We start from the raw sequence: 21,780 nt of genomic DNA, 5'->3' as shown, positions 1-21,780 counted from the left end.
TTTAGTAAGGTTCTGCTGGCAGGAAGTCCATAGGAATGAGTGTACGCTGCCACCTGACGTTTTCTCTGATTATTTTTGCAGGAATACCAACGGCTAAACTTCCTGGCGGAATGGTTTTTGTCACTAAAGCTTTTGAGCCAATTATACTATTCTTTCCAATCGTAATGCCTTTTTGAATTGTGACATTCTCACCCAGCCATACTGAATCCTCAATGACAATACATTTGGCAGGATTTATTCTTTCTCCAGTCATATCATCAATGATTGAATGCCAATCTGTCGTAGACATCGTTATGTCAGAGAAGAGGCAATCCTTGCCTATGGTGATTGATGCGCCTTCAGTAGCAACAATAAGTACATGACGATTCATTGCTGTTTGATCTCCGATTTCAATTTTAGATCCAGCACCAATAAAGTAACGTCCGCGAATGTAGGTTTTTTTACCAACTTTCCATTCACCGTTACCATTTTCCATATTAATAGATACATTATTTAATATGCATCCTTCGCTGAAAGTAATGCTGGAGTTCTTACCTGATTGAAAATTTAGACTGAAATCACCTAAAACTTTTTCGGGTTTACCTATAACAACATTTCCTGCTGCAATGAAGCTTGCAATCTGTTTCTCATAACTATCATTCATAACAACGTTGATCCTATTCATTTTAAGTGTTTTTCGATTGCAATCACTATAAAGAAGCTTTGTCATTCTTTTTACGTCATGACTTTACGAGATAAAAAATGATGATAGAAATTCATTTAATCTTTCACTGTAACCATCATGATTAAATTCATTAGAGCTAAAGTCATTTGCACAAAATGAATGTGGGAGATTATTGTCTTTTTTGCCATTAATAAGCGCTCGATAGAAACTGCCTGATGCAGGAGAACGGATATTAAAATAAAAACAGATGTCCAGATTCGGCGCGGATTTACCCAGAATATATTGATGATATGGAACGAGGAAGGTAGCAACATTTAAGTCATTCGTCGCTCTGAATTTGTTTCTGGAAAATGCAGCGATTTCATGTTGAAACATAGACGTACTTTCTTCAAAAACAGATTTAATCAAAGGTACATAAGTATGAGTCAGTGTATTGTCAAATCGAACAGCAAATTTTGATTCGAAGATATCGTTACAATTCTGACATGCTGATAAAGTTGCTGTTGTTCTTTCTTTCCCTGGAGAATATGAAGTGCTTTTGTTACCAACAAATAAACTCGCTATCCCATTTGACTTGAAGAAATGCTCAGGGTTGTTTTTTTGAGCAACAAAGAAGTCATCGTTAAAGTAAATAAAGTGTTCTGATAATCCCTTAATTTTGTATAGGTAAGCTTCAATTACATGTGAGTTAAATGTAGGCAAATATTGTTGTGGAATGATTTCGGAATGGTCAACTAATACCACTCTATCCTTGAGGCTATCTGGAATTAATGGTGTTTGATGGTCAGTGACTATAAATATCCTGTTTACCCACGGTATATTTTTTTCAATACTGAGTAGGGAGTAATAGAGTTCATTATGGTTACTGAATCTTGATTCTTCAGTTGCATAAAGTGCATATGATATATTTGCATTGCTGTGCAGCCTTTTTTTTTGCAACCATGCTGAATCATTTGCATCGACCCAGGTGTATACAACATCGATTTTGAAGTTAGGTTTGAAGGAAGATATTGAGTTTTGTAAAGCACTAACAATAATACCTTCTGTTGCATTGATTATATTGTTATGATTTAAGATTAAAGGGTGTCGTTTTAGTAGGTAGTCTCTCAAAAAGAGTATTGGTGCTCTTTTGAATTTCCTGATTTTTCTAAGAGAAATAGTTAGCATCTTATTGGGTTTCATTTTTAAAATTAATCCACCCTGTAAATTTTGAGAATGGACTAATTTATTTTTTTTATTTCAATGACTCAATTCCTGCTTCACGGATAAATAGTGTTCGTCACGTGAAACATGAGGAACAATCGTATCTAAAAACATAGCATAGTCATCGTTTTTATCATTCATCTTGTTGAATGTTACGGCGAGAGGACATCGTTTCGAGCCATGCACAGATTGTATCCAGATGAATTTTTCTTCATATCCTCTATCAAGCAGGGCAAACTGAATGGGTGATTTAATTATACTTTGCTCTCCCTTAGTCATAGTGTTAGAAATGGGTAAGAACTCGAATAAGTAATCGTGTGGGTTACTGACAGACTCAAGTATGTTGTTGTAATGACAAAGTTGCATATTATCAACGCAACAGAATTTTTCAGCGGGTGAAAAATTATAATCAAATTCACAGAAGTGTTCTGCGAAGGTGTTTTTTACTCGGTCGATGTTTCTTTTTTTATTCTTAATAAAAGTATAAGGAATACCCGTTGGAGATATAAAATCTTTATTCGTAACCTTCTTAAGGAATAGAAAGTTCAAATCTATAAATATAAATAATTCTCGTTTTGGACTGATGTTTCTTATCTTATTTTTGAAAGCCTCACTGTAGTTTTTAAAAACACTTATGTCACTGTTGTTGCTTATTATACTTTGGCTAATGTATGAGAGACTTTTAAAATTAGTGTACTTAATAATACTACGATACTGATACCTTACTAAGCTTTCTTTGAATTTTATTTTATCACTTATAGTGTCGATGACTATTAAATGAATGTTTAATTTTTCATTATCATATTTTAGTAATGGAGGCTCAGTGATTGTTTCAACCGTTGGCGTTGTGTTTACTGCATTAATTATTTCTTTTGATCTTCCACCCAGAATATTCTTAAAAGCATCCTTAACGAAAAGACCGGGGGTATTTAATAATTTTGATGTTTTAGTCATCATTCACACTCCTTTAATAGCTTATCCATAACTTTAGATATTTCGTATTTTTCAAGATAGGTTTTTCGACTGTTCTCTCCAAGTTGAATTAGTAAGTTCTCATCAGCCATAAGTCTTTCCATGTTCATGGCAAAGTGTTGTGTATCAAAACAGGGAGAAACTAAAGCGTTATATTCATTCACCAGGAAATCTTTAGGACCATAGCCTATATCATAACTAACCACAGGTTTGCTCATGCTAAAGCTTTCAATATAGACCATCCCAAAAGCTTCTTTAGCAGATGTGAGTGCGCAGAATGCACTATTGTAGATCTCTTCATAAACTAATGATGTCGGTGGATGAATGGTAACTTGTGATGTTAAACCTAGCGTTGCAATTTGATTGATAAGGTTTTCTTTTTCATCACCGTCACCAAAAATATCTAAAATCCAATCTGGGAATTTTTTTGCTATTTTTGCAAAAGATTCTATTAATAAATTGAATTGTTTTAACTCAATCAAACGACCAAAAGAAACAATTCTTTTCTTCTGAGTATCCCTACCCGATTGTGAAATTAGTGGAAACTTATCTTCGAGTCCATTTGGAATGGGGGTAACCTTACTAATTCCTTGAGCATTGTACTCTTCTTTTTGAAAAGAGGTGAGAGTAAGTACCTTGTAAGCTTTAGGATAGTTTCTTAACAAAGTTATCTGTATTTCTTTAGAGTGTGAGCTAAATTCACGATGTTCTTGAACAATGACTTTATTCGACTTATGGGCATGCTTGATGATATTCACACATAGGCCTGGGAATGTGCCTATAATTATTGCGTTCTTAATAGTTTTTAAAATGCTTACCAGTTTGAAGTCTGTCAACAAAGATAAGCCATTGTAAAGATCTTCTGATTTTTTAAAAATCTTTGAAGAATATTGAGCGAGGTGACTATCCAGCTTTGTGCGGAACTTGCCATTGCTGCGTGCGTCATTGAGATATTCAATACGTACACTGGGATCAAGTTGTAGCTTAGGTGTATCACTGGTGCGCCGCATTGAGATAATGGATACCTGATAGCCAACAGAAACCAGATAATTTGCCTGGTTTATAACTGTTTGTACTGTTCCACCTACGCCATAGATATTATAACAGCAGTAAACAATGTGCTGTTGTTTATCGGCAATCACGTTATCCAGAAATTTATTAGTTTTATTAAAATTTTCATAATCACGGATGACTTTAAGGAAATCCTTTCTGGCTCGATGTTTGATCTTGAAATCAATGCTTTTGTCTGAAAATAGGTCTTCAAGTTCATCAATAGTACGCACGACTGAACCGTTGAATTCATAGGGGGATTTTAAAAAATGACCTCGTTCAAACTTGTAATTATCATAGTCAAATTGTAGGAAAATAACCGGTGTTTTTATCAGGTTAAATTCAAAGGCAATTGATGAGTAATCTGTTATGCATACAGCCGTATCTTTTAATACTGCTGAAAAGTCATCATGCCCGACAAATGAAATAGCTCCATCAAAGAGTTTTTCTATCATTGGTTTAAGATGGAGTATCTTTTCATGCAAATAAAATGCGATGTTTAAATTTCTTTTATTTGCATAATCAATTATTCCTTGGCTGTTTTTAATCTGCTGGACTATGTCTAAAAATGGATTGTCATCGCCAGGTTTTGTCCACTCTTCACGCCAGGTAAAAAAGAATAATATGTTTTTTTCATTTTTCTTCTTCATTGGTAGTAGCTCATGTCGCGACAAGCCACTATTGATCACTCTTTTGTCGAGGAAACCAATATTCAGTATGAGTTTCTTTAGCGCCTGTAAATCATCGACCTCAACAGAATTTTTGTTAACGTAATAGCGCTGGAGTAGCAAGATGTAGAAATCTTCCAGGTTATTCCTGGAAAAAAAGTCATCGTAGTGTGGTATTTTGTATTTGATGGCTAATCTTTTTGTTTGGTTAATATCTTTTTGTGTTTGTAGTGTATTGATAACGATATTTTTTTCTGACTTCAACGAAGTGCTAAAATATCTTATTCTACCGTTGTAGTGACCTTTAAATATGAATATTCTCTTGTAAGAGATGATTCCGTGTTGAAGGTACACGATGGGAGCCCAGCCCTTTTCTAATGGTTTTTTATTAAAAGAGGGGAAAGTATCAAGATATCCGTCATTAAGCAGGAGGTAATCTGCATTAAAAAATATCTTATAATGCTTTTTGCTATCCTTAAGTATGATGTTTTTATTAAAAGGTAAAAGTTTTTCTATGTCGACATTCTGTTTGCTATATATGAAAAAAGTGTTTTTAAATCCTGACTTCATTCTATGCTGAAAATAACAAAAGCCATTATCACGGGCCTGCAACCCTCCTTTTTCTCCAATGAGTATCAACAAATCTTGATGTTCGATTCCCTTCATTTCTCTTACCTAAAATAGATTGTTGTAAAATGATCAGCGGTGTTATTTATATTGGAATAGTATTTTTGTTATTTTCACTTCTTAAGTAAGCTTCAATAGCATCATTTACCGAGTCATAATAATTGACATAATTATCCCTACCAATGAAAATAGCTGCGTCACAATACTCTTTGAGCGTACTTAAGCTATGCGACACCATCAAAAAACTCGCACTTTTATGTCGTTCCTGGAACATCTTTGAGCATTTTTCTTTGAAGCGCGCATCACCTACCGCGGTGACTTCATCCACAAGATAATAATCAAAATCAAAAGCCATGCTTAAACCAAAACTTAATCTTGATTTCATTCCGGATGAATAAGTTTTGATCGGCATATTGAAGTATTTACCCAATTCAGCAAATGACTCAACAAAATCTATTTTCTCTTTCATCTCATTATGTTTGGCATATAAACGCGCGACGAATTTAACGTTTTCCCTACCGCTAAGACTGCCCTGAAAACCGCCAGTAAGGCCAACCGGCCAGGAAATCGTTTTATTGGTAGTGATTGCGCCGCTATCAGGCCGGTCAATACCACCAATCATGCGCAATAATGTTGATTTACCTGCGCCATTTCGGCCAACCAACGCCACACTTTTTCCACTTGGAAGGGTGAGGTTCAAATCTTTAAACACGAAGTGCCGGCCTGATGAGGTGCGGTACGACTTTGTAAGATTTTCAATCTTAATCATGATGTCAGCATTGCCTCTTCACGGGTGCGATAGATGGCAAGCCCCAAAAATAATGTCGTTAGTGTGAGAATGGCGAGATAAACGAGGCTGACGCCTTCGCTACTATAGCCCGGCATCACTGCTGCTCGGCTGAGTTCCACCACATGCAGGAGGGGATTCCAGATTAGAAATGGCCAGTAATCTTTCGGCACTGCGTGCAGTGGAAACATTATTCCCGAGATGAAATAGAGCGGTTTAAGGAGAATTGGCAAAAGCTTCTGCGTTTCTGTGTAGGTTTTACCTATCACCATAAAAATGAGTCCAGCGCCACATGAGAAAATAATCAAAAGACTCCATGCACCCACTAATTGCAGTAGATTTGCCACAGAAAAATACTCCCCGGCAGCCCAAACAATCAACATCAGAAATATATAGACAGTTACGTAGATAATCGTCTCTAACATCGCCCTTGCTAAAACAGTATCGATGGGTTTAACCGGACGATAGTTAAATAAGCCTTGGTTCGCGTCAATTGCTCCAAGTGATCGAGTAGAGATATTAGAAAAAATGAAAAAGGGAATAATCCCATTAAGTAAGAATACAGGGAAGGAAATGTCTGGCATTGTCCTATGCATGATGAAGCCAAAAATGGCCATCAATATTAATAAATGGGCTGATGGTTCTAGTATCGCCCAGAGATACCCCAAACGGAACTTACCGAATCTGGTTCTTATCTCTCTAAAAAACAATGCGTTAATCGTGGCGCTTTGTACATTTAATCCACTTCTTGCCATTTAAAACTCACAGTATTCTTGATTAATAGATATGCTACCGCCCTTGGCTTAACAGTTACCAATGCGCTGAAGATAAGATAATAGATAATAAGCAGACTCGAATGGTCGCGTTGATTTGCCATCTACAGTTAGCTGATTAAATGGGTTGTTATTTGATTTGTATCGTATTTGCTACTTTTCAATCGATGAAATTATTGCCTGCCTTCCTATGAAGATAATTGAGAAAAGGCTCAATTTTCCTTATTCACTTTGCTCAAAACATTCTTGATTAAATTATTATCGTTTGTGGTTTCAAGCTCTCTCCAGCCGAAATGATTGACCTTGATTTTTCTGGAGGCTTACCACGTCAAAGCATTGATTGCACCCAACTTCAATCTTCGTAATAATCACGCCCATCTATCCCTTCCTCGTAGTATTTACGTTGAGGGGATTTTTTTCATCTATACCTAAACAGACCTATCGACTTACGGATCTTAAGAGGACCAGTTATGCATAACACCTTGGGCAATCAGTATGATAACTCATTGGTTTCTAACGCTTTTGGTTTCATGCGCTTCCCCCTCAACTTCCAGCCTTACGACAGTGACGCTGAGTGGGTGATCACCGGTGTTCCTTTCGATGCCGCGACCTCCGGTCGTCCAGGCAGCCGTTTAGGTCCGGGGGCAATCCGCCAGATTTCCACCAACCTGGCGTGGGAAGGCTGTCGCTGGCCGTGGGATTTCGATCTGCGCCAGCGTTTGAACGTGGTGGATTGCGGCGATCTGGTTTATGCCTTTGGCGATTCACAGGATCTCTCTGACAAACTGCAGGCGCACGCCGAGAAACTGCTAGCGAACGGTAAGCGCATGCTGACCTTTGGCGGTGACCACTACGTCACTCTGCCGCTGCTGCGTGCACACGCTAAGCACTTCGGCAAAATGGCGCTGGTGCATTTCGATGCGCACACCGATACCTATTCCAATGGTCCTACTTTCGATCACGGCACCATGTTCTTCACCGCGCCAAAAGAGGGTTTGATCGATCCGCAGCACTCTGTACAGATCGGTATTCGTACCGAGTTCGATAAGAGCTTGGGCTTCAACGTGCTGGATGCCGCGCAGGTCAACGATCGCAGCGTTGATGACATTCTGGCGGAAGTGAAGCGTACCGTTGGCGATCTGCCGGTGTATCTGACCTTTGATATCGATTGTCTGGATCCCGCCCATGCACCGGGCACCGGCACGCCAGTGATTGGCGGCTTGAGCAGCGATAAAGCCACCAAGCTGATTCGCGGTTTGCAGGGCATGAATATCGTCGGTATGGATCTGGTGGAAGTGGCGCCGGGCTACGATCACGCCGATCTGACCTCGCTGGCCGCAGCCACACTGGCGCTGGACATGCTGCACGTGCAGGCGGCAAATAAAGGTTAATCCTTTCTCCTGCGGCTACACTTATTGGCGGTTAATTAATCTGCGGAGGCGACTATGGGTTTACTGGACGATTTAGCTGGATCGCTGGGAAACAGCAACGGAAGCGGGCAGGGCAACCAGATGCAACAGCTGATGGCAATCTGGAACTGGGTGCAGGAACAGGGCGGCGTTGAAGTGCTGCTGCAGAAGTTTCAACAGGGCGGACTCGGGCAGGTGCTGAATAGCTGGCTTGGCAGCGGCAGTAACATGTCGATTGATGGCGGCGAGATTCAAAATGCGCTTGGCAATGATCAGCTGCAGTCGCTAGCGGATAAGCTCGGCACCGATGTACAGGGTGCGTCCGGTACGCTGGCTGCCTTATTGCCGCAGGTGATTGATAAGCTGTCGCCGCAGGGCCACATTAAGACGTCGAATACCCAGGATTTGGGTGCGATGGTGGATGGATTGTTTAAGCGTTGAAGATTGTTTGCTTTGATCTTTGCTTATGTCCCCCATCCCGGCCTTCCCCCATGAATGGGGGAAGGAGAAGCAGCTAAATGCAGCTTCCTCACTGACATGTGGCAGCATCTTCCTCCCCCATTCATGGGGGAGGACCGAGGAGGGGGACAGCAAGCACGATCTATTTCCCAGCCGCAATACGCTCACGAATATGCTGGGCGCGGGCTTCCGAATCCGGATGCGAATCAAACATCGAACTCTGTCTTCCTTGCTCCAGTTTCGCTAGCTTCTCAAAGCTGGTCGCTAATCCCATCGGATCAATGCCGCGCTTTTTCAGCAGGTCGAACGAGTAGTCATCGGCTTGTGTTTCCTGAGTTTGCGAGAATTGCGCATTCACCAGCTTCTCACCCATTTCACCCAATTGTGATTGTGACAGCGAGCCAATCACGCCGCCGACAGAAGCCGCAGCGGTGCGCGTTGCGGTGGTCGTCAGCGCCACCTGCATCGCTTTGCGCGTATGGCCCAGCGCGACGTGGCCCATTTCATGGCCCAGCACACCTTCGACTTCGTTATCGGTCATCATATCCATCAACCCGCTATAGACGCGGATACAACCGTTCGCCATCGCCCAGGCGTTAACGTCTTTGGTCTGATAAACCTTGTAGTTGGCAGGCACGCCGTTGATGTTGTCGCCTAGCGCCGCCGCGATTTTGTTCAGGCGCTGCTGGTATTCACTGTTAGCGGGCGCAACCTGATTGTCTTTATCCATCTGCGCACAGGATTGATCGCTCAACTCTTTTACCTGCGTATCGTTCAGCGCATAGGCCTGATAAGCCTGCGCACCCGATTGTAGCAGCGCATTGTTATCAAACCCCTCGCAGCCGCTCAGCAGCGAAGCCATTCCCAGAGCAACAATTGTGGCTCTCATTTTCATATCGGCATCCTTTGGGTAACAAGGTAAAGAAAACAAACACCTGAAACTGGCCCAGGTGTTTAAACGCTTTGGTTATAGCTCGCATGTTGTTCAATGACTAGCAGACAAGCCCGGAAATGCAAACGGTTACCCGTGATTTAGCACCCAGATGCATGTACTTTTGTCCTGATTTTCATGTACATTGATGTGCGACTTTTTTCTCGCTTCGCCTTATAACTGATTAATTACAATAAGTTAAGCGTGGCGGAGCATTAATCCGACCTGGAGTAGAAGATGCCCTCTCGTAAAGAGCTTGCCAACGCCATTCGCGCGTTAAGTATGGATGCAGTACAGAAAGCCAATTCGGGACATCCGGGTGCCCCAATGGGCATGGCGGACATTGCCGAAGTGCTGTGGCGTGACTTCCTGAACCATAACCCTACTAACCCGCTGTGGGCAGACCGCGACCGCTTTGTGCTGTCGAACGGTCACGGCTCAATGCTGATTTATAGCCTGCTGCACCTCACTGGCTACGATCTGCCAATGAGCGAGCTGCAGAACTTCCGTCAGCTGCACTCTAAAACTCCAGGCCACCCGGAATACGGCTACACCGCAGGCGTTGAAACCACCACCGGTCCGCTGGGTCAGGGCATCGCTAACGCAGTGGGTTTTGCCATTGCCGAGCGCACGCTGGCGGCGCAGTTCAACCGTCCGGGTCATGACATCGTAGACCATAACACCTACGTGTTTATGGGCGACGGCTGCATGATGGAAGGCATCTCACACGAAGTCTGCTCCATCGCCGGCACCCTGAAGCTGGGCAAACTGGTTGCCTTCTATGACGACAACGGCATCTCCATCGACGGTCACGTTGACGGCTGGTTCACCGACGACACCGCCAAACGCTTCGAAGCCTACGGCTGGCACGTGGTGCGCGGCGTGGACGGTCACGATGCGGACGCGATTAAGAAAGCGGTGGAAGAAGCCAAAGCGGTTTCCGACAAGCCTTCGCTGCTGATGTGCAAAACCGTGATTGGCTTCGGTTCGCCGAACAAAGCTGGTACGCACGACTCGCACGGCGCGCCGCTGGGTGCCGATGAAATCGCGCTGACCCGCAAGCAGCTGGGCTGGAACCACGGTCCGTTTGAAATCCCTTCAGACATCTACGCGCAGTGGGATGCCAAAGAAGCCGGTCAGGCGAAAGAGTCCGCATGGGACCAGAAGTTTGCCGCCTACGCCGCCGCACATCCGGAGCTGGCTGCCGAGTTTAAGCGCCGCGTGAACAATGAGCTGCCGGCGAACTGGGCCAGCGAGTCGCAGAAGTTCATTGAGCAGCTGCAGGCCAATCCGGCGAAAATTGCCAGCCGTAAGGCCTCGCAAAACGCCATCGAAGCCTTCGGCAAAATCCTGCCGGAATATCTGGGCGGCTCCGCTGACCTCGCGCCAAGCAACCTCACCATGTGGTCCGGCTCGAAGCCGATCAACGAAGACGCGGCGGGCAACTACATCCATTACGGCGTGCGCGAGTTCGGTATGACCGCCATCGCCAACGGTATCGCGCTGCACGGCGGCTTCCTGCCGTACACCGCCACCTTCCTGATGTTCGTCGAGTACGCGCGCAACGCCGCACGCATGGCCGCGCTGATGAAGATCCGTCAGATCATGGTATACACCCACGACTCGATTGGTCTGGGCGAAGATGGCCCGACGCACCAGCCGGTTGAGCAGATGGCCAGCCTGCGCGTGACGCCAAACATGAGCCTGTGGCGCCCGTGCGACCAGGTTGAGTCAGCGGTGGCGTGGAAGTACGCTATTGAACGCGTGGACGGCCCGTCGGCGCTGATCTTCTCGCGTCAGAACCTGGCGCAGCAGGATCGTAGCGCTGAGCAGCTGGCTAACGTGGCGCGCGGCGGTTACGTGCTGAAGGACAGCGAAGGTACGCCAGAGCTGATCCTGATCGCCACCGGTTCAGAAGTGGAACTGGCGGTGGCAGCGTTTGATCAGCTGACGGCGGAAGGCCGCAAGGTGCGCGTGGTGTCTATGCCATCCACCGACGCCTTCGACAAACAGGACGCGGCGTACCGTGAATCCGTGCTGCCGAAAGCGGTTGCTGCTCGCGTGGCGATTGAAGCGGGTATCGCGGATTACTGGTTCAAATACACCGGCCTGAACGGCGCGATCGTCGGTATGACCACCTTCGGTGAGTCGGCGCCTGCGGATCAGCTGTTCAGGGAGTTTGGCTTCACCGTTGAGAATGTGGTGAAAACGGCGAAATCTATTCTGTAACTTTGCGCAGTAAATTGCGCCGCTACCGGTTAAGCACAGCCTGTAGCGGCGCGATTCATCGCGTACACCTGCAATGCAGGCGTATCTAACCTGAAACGGTTCAATTATTCCTGCAGTAATAATCCGCCAGTGCAAAATTTGTGACGTAGATCCAATATTCAGCCACTCACTTGATCGCAATCATTCCCGTTATTCCTCTCTTGCATTACTCTAGCTGAACCGTTTCAGTTGTGAATAAAATCGTGCATCTCACTCGTGCGGGTAAGCAATAATTCCCTGTACAAAACGGTGTGAAACGCTCAGGCTAATCGGCACGTTTTTTCGGGTGTGGTTGAAGGTAGAGATGACCGTTCGCGTAGCAATAAATGGTTTTGGTCGTATCGGGCGTAATGTGTTGCGTGCCCTGTATGAAACCGGTCGCCGGGCTGAGATCACCGTGGTTGCCATTAACGAGTTGGCAGACGCCGCCGGTATGGCGCATCTGCTTAAGTACGACACCAGCCATGGACGTTTTGCCTTTGATGTGCGCCAGGAGCGCGATCAACTGTTTGTTGGCGACGACACCATTCGCATCCTGCATCAGGCTGAAATTGATGTGCTGCCGTGGCGCGAACTGAATGTGGATATCGTGCTGGATTGTACCGGCGTGTACGGTAGCCGCGCTGATGGCGAAGCCCATTTGGCGGCGGGCGCGAAGAAAGTGTTGTTCTCGCATCCGGGCGGCAACGATCTCGATGCCACAGTCGTATTCGGTGTTAACGAACAAGCTCTTAAACAAACTGACCGCATTGTCTCCAACGCATCCTGCACCACCAACTGCATTATTCCGGTGATCAAGTTGCTGGATGACGCCTTTGGCATTGAGTCGGGCACCGTGACCACCATTCACTCGGCAATGCACGATCAGCAGGTGATCGACGCCTATCACAGCGATCTGCGTCGTACCCGCGCCGCCAGCCAATCGATCATTCCGGTAGATACGCGTCTCGCTGCTGGCATTACCCGTATTTTTCCGAAATTTAACGATCGCTTTGAGGCGATTGCCGTGCGCGTGCCCACCATCAACGTGACAGCCATTGATCTGAGCGTGTCGGTGCGCGAAGCGGTGAAGGCGTGTGAGGTCAACGCGTTGCTGCAAAACGCGTCAGAAGGGGCGTTTCGTGGTATAGTTGACTATACGGAATTACCGTTAGTCTCAATAGATTTTAACCATGATCCGCACAGTGCCATAGTCGATGGCACGCAAACGCGGGTCAGTGGTCATCACCTTATCAAAACGCTGGTTTGGTGTGACAACGAATGGGGCTTTGCTAACCGCATGATCGACACCACGTTAGCAATGGCCGCAAGCGGTTTCAGGTAAGACGCGGACTGCGTCTGGCAAAACTTATGAGAATCAACGAGAGGGTTCACCATGTCTGTAATTAAGATGACCGATCTGGATCTTGCTGGTAAACGCGTTCTGATCCGTGCCGATCTCAACGTGCCAGTGAAAGAAGGGAAAGTGACGTCAGATGCACGTATTCGTGCTTCTCTGCCTACCATCGAAGCGGCGTTGAAACAGGGCGCGAAAGTGATGGTTACCTCTCACCTGGGTCGTCCGACCGAAGGTGAATACAACGAAGAGTTTTCCCTGCTGCCGGTTGTTAACTACCTGAAAGACAAACTGAACGGCACCAACGTTACTCTGGCAAAAGATTACCTCGACGGCGTTGAAGTCGGCGCGGGCGAATTGGTTGTGCTGGAAAACGTGCGCTTTAACAAAGGCGAGAAAAAAGACGAAGAAGGCCTGTCGAAGAAATATGCTGCACTGTGCGACGTGTTCGTGATGGATGCGTTCGGTACCGCGCACCGCGCACAGGCTTCTACCCACGGCGTGGGCAAATTTGCCCCAATCGCGTGTGCCGGTCCGCTGCTGTCAGCTGAGCTGGAAGCGCTAGGCAAAGTGATGAGTAATCCAGAGCGTCCGCTGGTTGCTGTGGTTGGCGGTTCTAAAGTGTCGACCAAATTTGATGTGCTGCAGTCGCTGGTGAAGATTGCTGACACCGTGATTGTCGGCGGCGGTATCGCGAATACCTTCGTGGCTATCGATAACAACGTCGGTAAATCACTGTACGAGCCAGACTTCGTCGAAGCGGCAAAAGGTCTGCGTGATCAGTTTGGTATCCCGGTTCCTACTGATTCTCGCGTAGGCACGGAATTCTCTGAAACTGCCCCGGCAACCGTGAAAAAGGTTTCCGAAGTGGCGGATAACGAAGAGATTATGGACTTCGGCGACGAAACCGCACAGGCGATGGCCGCGATTCTGAAAGGCGCGAAAACCATTCTGTGGAACGGTCCGGTTGGCGTGTTCGAGTTCCCGAACTTCCGTAAAGGTACCGAAATCGTGGCAAATGCAATCGCCGATAGCGATGCATTCTCAGTGGCAGGCGGCGGCGATACGCTGGCTGCAATCGATCTGTTCGGTATCGAAGATAAGATCTCTTACATCTCAACCGGCGGCGGCGCATTCCTCGAGTTCGTGGAAGGTAAAAAACTGCCAGCAGTTGCTATGCTGGAAGAGCGCGCGAAGCAGTAACTCTTTGGGGGCGACGCTTGGGCGTCGCCTGAAGGCTAGCCCTTTATGGGGCACACAAATCGCAATCCCTTCGGGGATGAACGGTAACGAAACGGGACACAAACATGTCTAAAATTTTTGATTTCGTAAAACCCGGCGTTGTCACTGGTGACGACGTTCAGAAAATTTTCCAGGTAGCGAAAGAGAACAAATTCGCTCTGCCAGCAGTTAACTGCGTCGGCACGGATTCTATTAACGCGGTATTGGAAGCTGCGGCCAAAGTGAAAGCGCCGGTCATCGTTCAGTTCTCCAATGGTGGTGCTGCCTTCATCGCCGGTAAAGGTTTCAAAACCGACAAGCCGCAGGGCGCGGCTATCTTCGGCGCTATCGCGGGTGCATACCATGTGCATCTGATGGCTGAACAGTACGGCGTGCCAGTAATCCTGCATACCGACCACTGCGCCAAGAAACTGCTGCCGTGGATCGACGGTCTGCTGGACGCGGGTGAAGAGCACTTCAAGAAAACCGGTAAGCCGCTGTTCTCTTCTCACATGATCGACCTGTCTGAAGAGTCACTGGAAGAGAACATCGAGATCTCTTCTAAGTATCTGGCGCGCATGGCCAAACTGGATATGACCCTGGAAATCGAACTGGGTTGTACCGGTGGCGAAGAAGACGGCGTGGACAATAGCCACATGGACGCTTCTGCGCTGTACACTCAGCCAGAAGACGTTGATTACGCTTACACCGAGCTGAGCAAAATCAGCCCACGTTTCACCATCGCTGCTTCATTCGGTAACGTGCACGGCGTGTACAAGCCAGGCAACGTGAAACTGACGCCGACCATCCTGCGTGATTCTCAGGAATACGTGACTAAAAAACACAACTTGCCGCATAACGCGCTGAACTTTGTGTTCCACGGTGGTTCAGGTTCTTCTGCTGCAGAAATCGAAGAGTCTATCGGCTACGGCGTAATTAAAATGAACATCGATACCGATACCCAGTGGGCAACATGGGACGGTATTCTGAAGTTCTACAAAGAAAACGAAGCATATCTGCAAGGCCAATTGGGCAACCCTAAAGGCGTGGATAGCCCGAACAAGAAATACTATGATCCACGCGTATGGCTGCGCTCAGCGCAGGCTTCCATGGTGACTCGCCTGGAGCAGGCTTTCAAAGAGCTTAACGCTGTCGACGTACTGTAATTTTTCCGTACAGTACAAAAAAGGCCCGCAAGGGCCTTTTTTTATGCGTCTCATCCAGAAAATCCCACGAATTCAGGCCATTTTTGGCGCTTCGCCTTATTTTTGTTTACCCTTGTATTCGGAGTGTCGGAGTCAATCTGGCAGTTTTTGGCAATTTCCCGCGGGAAACTCAACAACAGGGCTAACAAATGGAAGATTTACATGTCGTTGATGGCATTAATAGTGCTGGTGGATGGCTGATACGTAATCAGGCGTTGATCCTGAGCTATGCGGTCAATATTGTGGCGGCGATTATTACCATCATCATTGGTATGTTCATTGCGCGCATCGTCTCCAATGCGATTAACCGCGTTCTGCTGGCGCGTCATATTGATGCCACTGTGGCAGATTTCCTTTCTGCAATGGTGCGCTACGGAATTATCGCTTTTACCGTCATTGCTGCACTGGGACGCGTTGGCGTACAAACCGCCTCAGTGATTGCCGTACTGGGTGCTGCTGGCTTGGCTGTGGGTTTGGCGCTGCAAGGTTCGCTGTCCAACCTGGCTGCTGGCGTGCTGTTGGTGACCTTCCGCCCGTTCAAAACCGGTGAGTTTGTCGATCTCGGCGGCGTGATGGGTACCGTACAGAACGTGCAGATTTTCTCCACTACGCTGAAAAGCGCTGATGGCAAAATCGTGGTGGTACCTAACGGTAAAATTATCGCCGGCAATATCGTTAACTATTCACGTGAACCGATCCGTCGCAACGAGTTCATTATTGGTGTGGCTTACGATGCGGATGTCGATCAGGTTATTAGCCTGTTACGTGAAGTGGTTGATGCGGACGAGCGCGTACTGCAAGACCTCGGCGTACAGATCGGCCTAAATGAACTGGCGGCTTCATCGCTCAATTTTGTGGTGCGTTGCTGGAGTAAAAGCAGCGATCTGCAAAACGTCTATTGGGATCTGATGAAGAACTTCAAACGTACGCTGGACGCGAACGGCATCGGCATTCCTTACCCGCAGATGGATGTGCATCTGCATCAGGTGAAGAGCGAGCAACAACAGCCTGCACGCAGCGAATAATAGAGAAGGGCACCTGCGGGTGCCTTTTTTATTACACATTCTAATAGCCTATTAAATATTTCAATTTCCTCTAATATCTTCGCGTCACTATACTGCATCGCATCTCCCCAGTTATTAAGGTTATTTCCGTGTTATCTGTTTATTTACAAGGGCTTGCCCTTGGTGCTGCGCTGATTTTGCCGTTAGGCCCGCAAAATGCTTTTGTGATGAATCAGGGCATTAAGCGCCATTACCACTTGATGACCGCATCGCTGTGTACCCTTAGCGATATTGCGCTGATCTGTGGTGGGATTTTTGGCGGCAGCGCGTTGCTGAATCAATCGCCTCTCTTACTGATGCTGATCACTTGGGCGGGCGTGGCGTTTTTGCTGTGGTACGGTTGGGGCGCGCTGCGCGCTGCATGGCAAGGTGATGTGTCGCTGGCATCTGATGCGCAGATAAAGCAAGGTCGCTGGCGCATCATCGCTACTATTCTGGCGGTGACCTGGCTCAATCCGCACGTCTATCTCGACACCTTTGTGGTGCTCGGCAGCCTCGGTAGCCAGCTTCCGTCTGAAGACGCGCGTCGTTGGTTTGCATTTGGCACCGTGAGTGCCTCAATTATTTGGTTCTTCGGCCTGGCGCTGCTGGCCGCGTGGCTGTCGCCGCGGCTGCGCACCGTGCGGGCGCAGCGCATTATCAATTTGCTGGTCGGCGGTGTGATGTGGTTTATCGCCATTCAGCTGGCGCGTCAGGGCATTGCTGCACTCTAATGCAGATGTAATCCGTACAGTGCGGGCAGCGCGCCCGCACTGGCGAGCAACTCCAGTCGTATCTGGCTAAAACTCACGCCTTCTGGTACCAAGTGATGACACAGCGAGTGATGATTTTCCGTCACGTCTGCCAAAAGCATCTCATCCAGCCATAGGCGATAATGCGTGGTGCAGTGCGGCGTCACAGCCAGCGCGTGGCCCATTTGCACCGTTTCCATCGCATGGTCGAAGTCGTTGTCAAACAGCAAGGTAATGTGTTTCGCCTGCTGCGGTTCATTCCAATGCCAGCTGACGTTGGGATGAGTGTCATCCTGCGCCGGCACCCAGCAGTTAGTGTGCTGTTCCGGCCGCAGCTTGCCGTTGAGCAGATAGTCGCGGTGCCAAAGCTGCAGCGGCGTTTCCAGCGCAAAGGCCAGCAGGATTTGCTGTGGAGCCCGGCGCGGCAGCCAGAAATCAAACTCATCAACGCCGTAATCGCCATCGTTAATCTGGCGTGTGCGTTTCGCCACGCGCGGATTGAGACTGTTGAACACCATCATCACGCCCGGCAAACGCTGGCTGGTTAATGCAACCTCAATCGCAGCGTTCTCCTCAAAGGCGATAAACAGATAGCGATCGCAATCGGCGCGATAATCAAAGCTCAGTCGATAAGTGCCTTGCTCAGTAACCGTGATGCTTTGCGTGCTCAGTTGGCAGTCGCCGCAGGTATTGGCCGGATTAGCGCTGGTGAGCAGCGATACCTGTAATTTTTGCGCGTTGGCGGCGCGCAGCTGCACACTGATTGCCGGCAAGCGTTCGCCCGCTTTGAGCGGCAGCAGCAACGCACAGCGAGATTGCAGCGGCTGCCAATCGGCATCGGCGGGCAGGGCGCGCAACTCTAAGGTGCTGCTCACCGTGACATGCGCCTGGCGCGCTGGGTTGGCCAACGGATGTCGCGGGATAAACGCACCCTGACGCAGCAGATGCTGCTGCAGCTGCCCAACGCGCTCAGGCTGCGCCAGTTCGGCGGGCGTGATCTGCTGTTGCTGGCACAGCGCCGCCGCGCGGCCCACCACTTCGCCCAGCACGCCGCAGGTGCACATGACGCGTGCGCTGCCAAAGGCTACGTGCGTAGCGGAGATCAATCGGCCGGTGAGCAGCAGATTGTCCAGCGACTGGCTGTAGAGCGCGCGGAAGGGAATGGTGTAAGTCCCTTTGCTGTGGAACTGACGACAGCCATCGTGTTCGCTGTAGACGCCGTCGGCCGGATGCAGATCAATCGACCAGCCACCATACGCCACTGCATCATAGTGGTCGCGTTGTTCGATGATGTCCTGTTGGCACAGCATCGTCTCGCCGAGAAAACGCCGGCTCTCGCGCTTGCCGGGAATCAGGCCCACCCATTCGATGGTGAGGTTATCGGCATCGGGAAATTCACCGGAGTTTTTGATGTAATCCCACACGCCCCAGACAATTTTCCACAGTTCCCACTTGATGGTTTCGCTCTCATGCACGGTATCGAGCCGTCCGCCCCACTCCAGCCACCATAAATCGCAGCCGTTCAGCTCTGAACTCAGCCGTTTATAGCGCGGAATGGCGGTGATCTCTTTTAGTGCGAAAGAGGGCGCAACGAAGCGTACCGGTTGTGCCGTGCGCTTGGTGTAGAAGTAAATCGAATGTCCGAGCTTATGGCCGAAATTCTCGCCCGGCGCCATCTTCTCGCCAAACTCCTCCACGGATTCCGCGCCCACGCGATGCGCTGCACCGGCCAGATAGCCCAATACGCCATCGCCGCTGGCATCGATAAATTGTGTAGCCGAAACCCGATAACGCGTTTGATTAATGGCATTGAACGCCTGCACTGACAGCAAACGGCGGCCAGATTTTTCGATATCGGTCACCACCGTATTGAGCAGCAAAGTCACGCCGGGCTGCGCCTGTACGATGTCCAGCAGCACCATATCGAACAGTACCGGATTGCCCTCTTTATTGCGCCACAGGTTCTCCTCCATGATCTCGCCCATGATGCCGCCTTCGCGCGCCCAACGATTGTTATTGCCCATGTGTGAGGTCGCACCGTTGGCCCACAAGCGCACTTCGCTGGAAGCGTTGCCGCCCAGCACCGGGCGATCCTGAATCAGCACCACATCAAGGCCATCGCGTGCGGCGGCCAGCGCGGCACACACGCCCGCCAGTCCACCGCCGACGATCAGTAACTCCGCTTGTAGTCGTTGTTGCGGAAAGTGGCGCTCATTTTGCGTAGAGAAAGTCTGCATCATTTCATTCCTCTGACTCTAAGGCTAAGATTGGAGTTTGCCCGCCGCAGGTGATCTATGTCTTCTCAACCGAACCAAAGCCTGATTGACGGTATTCGCTGTCTGCAATATCTGGTGTCCAGTGATAAGGCCGTGGGTTGCCGTGAACTGGCGCGCCAGATGGGGATGAACAGCACGCGTGTGAATCGACTGCTGATGACCATGGCGTCGATTGGACTGACGACGCAGGATGAGCATCGACGCTATCTGCCTGGCCCCGGTATTCACGCGCTGGCGGCACAGGCGATTCGCGGATCTTCGCTGTTCGCGCAGGCGTTGCCGCAGCTGGAACGTCACGCGCCGCGCGATATCGTGGTGGCGCTGGGCGTGCTGTGGGAGGATCAGGTGATCTATATCTGGCACTCGGAACCCGGTGAACGCATCAACGCCAGCCAGGCGCTGGCCGGTTTCCGCATGCTGCCCGCGTGGCAATCGGTGATTGGCGTGTCGTTGCTGGCGGCGGAAAGTGACGAGGCGCTGCGCCCGCGTTTTAGCGAAGAACAGTGGCTGCAAATCGCGCCGCTGCTGGCGCGTAAGCGTGCTGAGGGTTACCTGATCTGGCACCGCGATGATGGCGAAATCAGTATGGCGCAGCCGATTGATCACAATCGCGCGGCATTGGCGTTCGCCAAAATCTGGCAGGACGATGAGGCGCACCTCGCGCAGCGCCTGCAACAGTTGCAATCGCTGGCGCAAACCGTGTTCACCCCGCGTTAACATGATCGATTTTCCCGACAATAAACAGGTAACTGCAGATGCCAATCGCGGCCAGCACGGCAATAAATGCCAGGGCTGGCGCGAAGTTATCGCCGTCGATTAACGCACCAATGGCAATCGGTACCACGATGGATGACAGCGCACCGGTAAAGTTAAATACCCCGCCCGCCAGACCAATCAAGTGGCGCGGCGCCAGCGCCGTGACAAACACCCAGGTAATGGTCGCCAGGCCGTTGCCGAAGAACGCCAGCGACATAAACAGAATAATCAGCGTGGAATCGTTGGTGTAATTGGCGCCAAGGATAAACAGCGTCAGGAACAGGCCAAGGATCACCGGTAGCTTGCGCGCCACGCTAGCGGAGATACCGCGACGTATCATGCGATCTGAGGCAAATCCGGCCAGCAGCACGCCACAGAAGGCGGCGAAGTAGGGCACCGAAGCAACGTAGCCGCTTTTGATGAAGCCCATGTGACGATACTCCACCAGATACGTCGGGAACCAGGTGAGGAAGAACCAGAAGGTGGCGGAAATGGTGAACTGGCCAATATAGATGCCGACCAATTTACGACTGCGGAACATCTGCGCCAAATCGCCCCAGCGCGCTATGGGCTGCTGCGAATGTTGTCGACTCTCCAGCAGCGCACCGTTGTCACGCAGATAGCTGAGCTCAGCTTTTGACACGCCTTGATGTTGATTCGGCTCGCGGTAGAGCCAATACCACACCAGCGCCCAAATCATCCCCGCAAGTCCGGTGATCAAAAACAGTCCGCGCCAGCCAAAAGCATCCTGCAGATGAAACAGCAGCGGCGTCATACACGCCAGGCCGACAAACTGCGCTGAGGAGTAAATGCCGATGGCACTGGCGCGCTCTTGCTCCGGAAACCAGCTGGAGATCACCCGGTTGTTGGAGGGCATCACCGGCGCTTCAAAAGCACCGACGCCGAGCCGCAGACCAAATAGCGCGCCAAAGCTGTTGGCAAGCGCGTGCAGCGCGGTGATCAGCGACCAGGCAAATAAACCGACGCCATAAACCACGCGCGCGCCAAGGCGATCGATGAGGAAGCCGCCGGGGATCTGTAGCGCAGCGTAGATCCAGCCAAAGGCGGAAAAGATCAATCCCATCTCCATGGGCGAGAAGCGCAATTCGCCAGCCATTGCCGTAGCGGCAACCGACAGGTTAGTGCGATCCATATAGTTGATAATGATGTTAATAAACACCAGACCGAGCATCAGAAAGCGCGTGCGTCCCGCGCGAGCGCTGGCAACGGTTTGGCTAAGTGGCTGTTCTGTCATTGGCAACTCTCCCGAACTCAGAGGTGTTTCTTTAATAGAAACGAATAAGTGTTTTATTGGCGAATCCGTACAGCTAAATTTGCGATCGCGGCTACGTTAAAAAGGAGATTGCTCGAACTTTTGAG

At 49.0% G+C, this 21,780-nt stretch carries 18 protein-coding genes; 9 read left to right on the top strand and 9 right to left on the bottom strand.

What is annotated here, in order from left to right; genetic code table 11:
* Nucleotide 1 precedes the first annotated feature (1 nt).
* The 6 genes from PO881_RS15640 to PO881_RS15615 all read right to left on the bottom strand — a co-directional run bounded on the left by PO881_RS15640 (nt 2) and on the right by PO881_RS15615 (nt 6,726).
* Entirely contained in the window at nt 2–643 is a 642-nt protein-coding gene (locus PO881_RS15640) for an acyltransferase (protein ID WP_277974063.1), read from the bottom strand.
* 84 nt (nt 644–727) lie between these two features.
* Nucleotides 728–1,846, bottom strand: coding sequence for a Stealth CR1 domain-containing protein (locus PO881_RS15635; protein ID WP_277974062.1), 1,119 nt, complete (start codon nt 1,844–1,846; stop codon nt 728–730).
* Between the two features lie 57 nt (nt 1,847–1,903).
* Entirely contained in the window at nt 1,904–2,824 is a 921-nt protein-coding gene (locus PO881_RS15630; protein ID WP_137386410.1) for a hypothetical protein, read from the bottom strand.
* Nucleotides 2,821–5,223 (bottom strand): glycosyltransferase, encoded by a 2,403-nt coding sequence (locus tag PO881_RS15625; protein ID WP_280172044.1) that lies wholly within the window; start codon nt 5,221–5,223, stop codon nt 2,821–2,823. Before PO881_RS15625 ends, PO881_RS15630 begins: the two co-directional genes overlap by 4 nt.
* A 46-nt stretch (nt 5,224–5,269) precedes the next feature.
* Nucleotides 5,270–5,953 (bottom strand): ABC transporter ATP-binding protein, encoded by a 684-nt coding sequence (locus PO881_RS15620; RefSeq protein WP_277974060.1) that lies wholly within the window; start codon nt 5,951–5,953, stop codon nt 5,270–5,272.
* Complete coding sequence (locus PO881_RS15615; protein WP_280172043.1) at nt 5,950–6,726, bottom strand: ABC transporter permease; 777 nt, start codon at nt 6,724–6,726, stop codon at nt 5,950–5,952. Before PO881_RS15615 ends, PO881_RS15620 begins: the two co-directional genes overlap by 4 nt.
* A 488-nt stretch (nt 6,727–7,214) precedes the next feature.
* Between PO881_RS15615 and speB the strand changes: the two genes are divergently transcribed.
* Entirely contained in the window at nt 7,215–8,135 is a 921-nt protein-coding gene (gene speB, locus PO881_RS15610; RefSeq protein ID WP_101761932.1) for an agmatinase, read from the top strand.
* 54 nt (nt 8,136–8,189) lie between these two features.
* The gene (locus PO881_RS15605) at nt 8,190–8,594 is read left to right on the top strand and encodes a YidB family protein (RefSeq protein WP_280172042.1); all 405 of its coding nucleotides are present in this window, start codon (nt 8,190–8,192) and stop codon (nt 8,592–8,594) included.
* A gap of 160 nt (nt 8,595–8,754) precedes the next feature.
* Here the strand turns inward: PO881_RS15605 and PO881_RS15600 are convergent, their stop codons facing one another.
* Nucleotides 8,755–9,507 carry a M48 family metallopeptidase gene (locus PO881_RS15600; RefSeq protein ID WP_101761934.1) on the bottom strand — a complete coding sequence of 251 codons (753 nt, stop codon included), beginning with the start codon at nt 9,505–9,507 and terminating at the stop codon, nt 8,755–8,757.
* Between the two features lie 273 nt (nt 9,508–9,780).
* Here PO881_RS15600 and tkt point away from each other — a divergent pair, with 273 nt between their 5' ends.
* From tkt to argO, 6 genes are all read left to right on the top strand, one after another.
* Nucleotides 9,781–11,772, top strand: a complete 1,992-nt coding sequence (tkt, locus tag PO881_RS15595; protein WP_280172041.1) for a transketolase — start codon at nt 9,781–9,783, stop codon at nt 11,770–11,772.
* Between the two features lie 343 nt (nt 11,773–12,115).
* Entirely contained in the window at nt 12,116–13,135 is a 1,020-nt protein-coding gene (gene epd, locus PO881_RS15590) for an erythrose-4-phosphate dehydrogenase (RefSeq protein WP_137386403.1), read from the top strand.
* Nucleotides 13,136–13,186: 51 nt separating this feature from the next.
* Nucleotides 13,187–14,350 (top strand): phosphoglycerate kinase, encoded by a 1,164-nt coding sequence (gene pgk, locus PO881_RS15585; RefSeq protein WP_101761937.1) that lies wholly within the window; start codon nt 13,187–13,189, stop codon nt 14,348–14,350.
* Nucleotides 14,351–14,454: 104 nt separating this feature from the next.
* Nucleotides 14,455–15,534: a class II fructose-bisphosphate aldolase gene (fbaA, locus tag PO881_RS15580; protein ID WP_280172040.1), complete on the top strand. Its 1,080-nt coding sequence runs from the start codon at nt 14,455–14,457 to the stop codon at nt 15,532–15,534.
* A 188-nt stretch (nt 15,535–15,722) separates the two neighbouring features.
* Entirely contained in the window at nt 15,723–16,598 is an 876-nt protein-coding gene (mscS, locus tag PO881_RS15575) for a small-conductance mechanosensitive channel MscS (protein WP_101761939.1), read from the top strand.
* Nucleotides 16,599–16,726: 128 nt separating this feature from the next.
* Nucleotides 16,727–17,350: an arginine exporter ArgO gene (argO, locus tag PO881_RS15570; protein ID WP_280172039.1), complete on the top strand. Its 624-nt coding sequence runs from the start codon at nt 16,727–16,729 to the stop codon at nt 17,348–17,350.
* On the opposite strand, the gene PO881_RS15565 is transcribed toward argO, so the two are convergent.
* Nucleotides 17,347–19,608 (bottom strand): FAD-dependent oxidoreductase, encoded by a 2,262-nt coding sequence (locus PO881_RS15565; RefSeq protein ID WP_280172038.1) that lies wholly within the window; start codon nt 19,606–19,608, stop codon nt 17,347–17,349. The genes argO and PO881_RS15565 overlap by 4 nt on opposite strands.
* A 54-nt stretch (nt 19,609–19,662) precedes the next feature.
* On the opposite strand from PO881_RS15565, the gene PO881_RS15560 reads away from it, so the two are divergent.
* Nucleotides 19,663–20,361: a transcriptional regulator gene (locus tag PO881_RS15560; protein ID WP_101761942.1), complete on the top strand. Its 699-nt coding sequence runs from the start codon at nt 19,663–19,665 to the stop codon at nt 20,359–20,361.
* Here PO881_RS15560 and PO881_RS15555 read toward each other — a convergent pair.
* Nucleotides 20,348–21,655, bottom strand: coding sequence for an MFS transporter (locus PO881_RS15555; protein WP_280172037.1), 1,308 nt, complete (start codon nt 21,653–21,655; stop codon nt 20,348–20,350). The genes PO881_RS15560 and PO881_RS15555 overlap by 14 nt on opposite strands.
* Between the last annotated feature and the right edge of the window lie 125 nt (nt 21,656–21,780).

This window comes from Pantoea sp. SS70 (assembly GCF_029866845.1).
GTDB classification, from domain to species: Bacteria; Pseudomonadota; Gammaproteobacteria; order Enterobacterales; family Enterobacteriaceae; genus Pantoea; species Pantoea leporis.
This window is presented reverse-complemented; position numbering and strand designations above follow the sequence as displayed.

What these genes read in the sequence shown, in the direction of transcription:
- PO881_RS15640 (WP_277974063.1), bottom strand. Translation starts at nt 643, where the DNA reads ATGAATGATAGTTATGAGAAACAGATTGCAAGCTTCATTGCAGCAGGA.
- PO881_RS15635 (WP_277974062.1), bottom strand. Translation starts at nt 1,846, where the DNA reads ATGAAACCCAATAAGATGCTAACTATTTCTCTTAGAAAAATCAGGAAA.
- PO881_RS15630 (WP_137386410.1), bottom strand. Translation starts at nt 2,824, where the DNA reads ATGATGACTAAAACATCAAAATTATTAAATACCCCCGGTCTTTTCGTT.
- PO881_RS15625 (WP_280172044.1), bottom strand. Translation starts at nt 5,223, where the DNA reads ATGAAGGGAATCGAACATCAAGATTTGTTGATACTCATTGGAGAAAAA.
- PO881_RS15620 (WP_277974060.1), bottom strand. Translation starts at nt 5,953, where the DNA reads ATGATTAAGATTGAAAATCTTACAAAGTCGTACCGCACCTCATCAGGC.
- PO881_RS15615 (WP_280172043.1), bottom strand. Translation starts at nt 6,726, where the DNA reads ATGGCAAGAAGTGGATTAAATGTACAAAGCGCCACGATTAACGCATTG.
- speB (WP_101761932.1), top strand. Translation starts at nt 7,215, where the DNA reads ATGCATAACACCTTGGGCAATCAGTATGATAACTCATTGGTTTCTAAC.
- PO881_RS15605 (WP_280172042.1), top strand. Translation starts at nt 8,190, where the DNA reads ATGGGTTTACTGGACGATTTAGCTGGATCGCTGGGAAACAGCAACGGA.
- PO881_RS15600 (WP_101761934.1), bottom strand. Translation starts at nt 9,507, where the DNA reads ATGAAAATGAGAGCCACAATTGTTGCTCTGGGAATGGCTTCGCTGCTG.
- tkt (WP_280172041.1), top strand. Translation starts at nt 9,781, where the DNA reads ATGCCCTCTCGTAAAGAGCTTGCCAACGCCATTCGCGCGTTAAGTATG.
- epd (WP_137386403.1), top strand. Translation starts at nt 12,116, where the DNA reads ATGACCGTTCGCGTAGCAATAAATGGTTTTGGTCGTATCGGGCGTAAT.
- pgk (WP_101761937.1), top strand. Translation starts at nt 13,187, where the DNA reads ATGTCTGTAATTAAGATGACCGATCTGGATCTTGCTGGTAAACGCGTT.
- fbaA (WP_280172040.1), top strand. Translation starts at nt 14,455, where the DNA reads ATGTCTAAAATTTTTGATTTCGTAAAACCCGGCGTTGTCACTGGTGAC.
- mscS (WP_101761939.1), top strand. Translation starts at nt 15,723, where the DNA reads ATGGAAGATTTACATGTCGTTGATGGCATTAATAGTGCTGGTGGATGG.
- PO881_RS15565 (WP_280172038.1), bottom strand. Translation starts at nt 19,608, where the DNA reads ATGATGCAGACTTTCTCTACGCAAAATGAGCGCCACTTTCCGCAACAA.
- PO881_RS15560 (WP_101761942.1), top strand. Translation starts at nt 19,663, where the DNA reads ATGTCTTCTCAACCGAACCAAAGCCTGATTGACGGTATTCGCTGTCTG.
- PO881_RS15555 (WP_280172037.1), bottom strand. Translation starts at nt 21,655, where the DNA reads ATGACAGAACAGCCACTTAGCCAAACCGTTGCCAGCGCTCGCGCGGGA.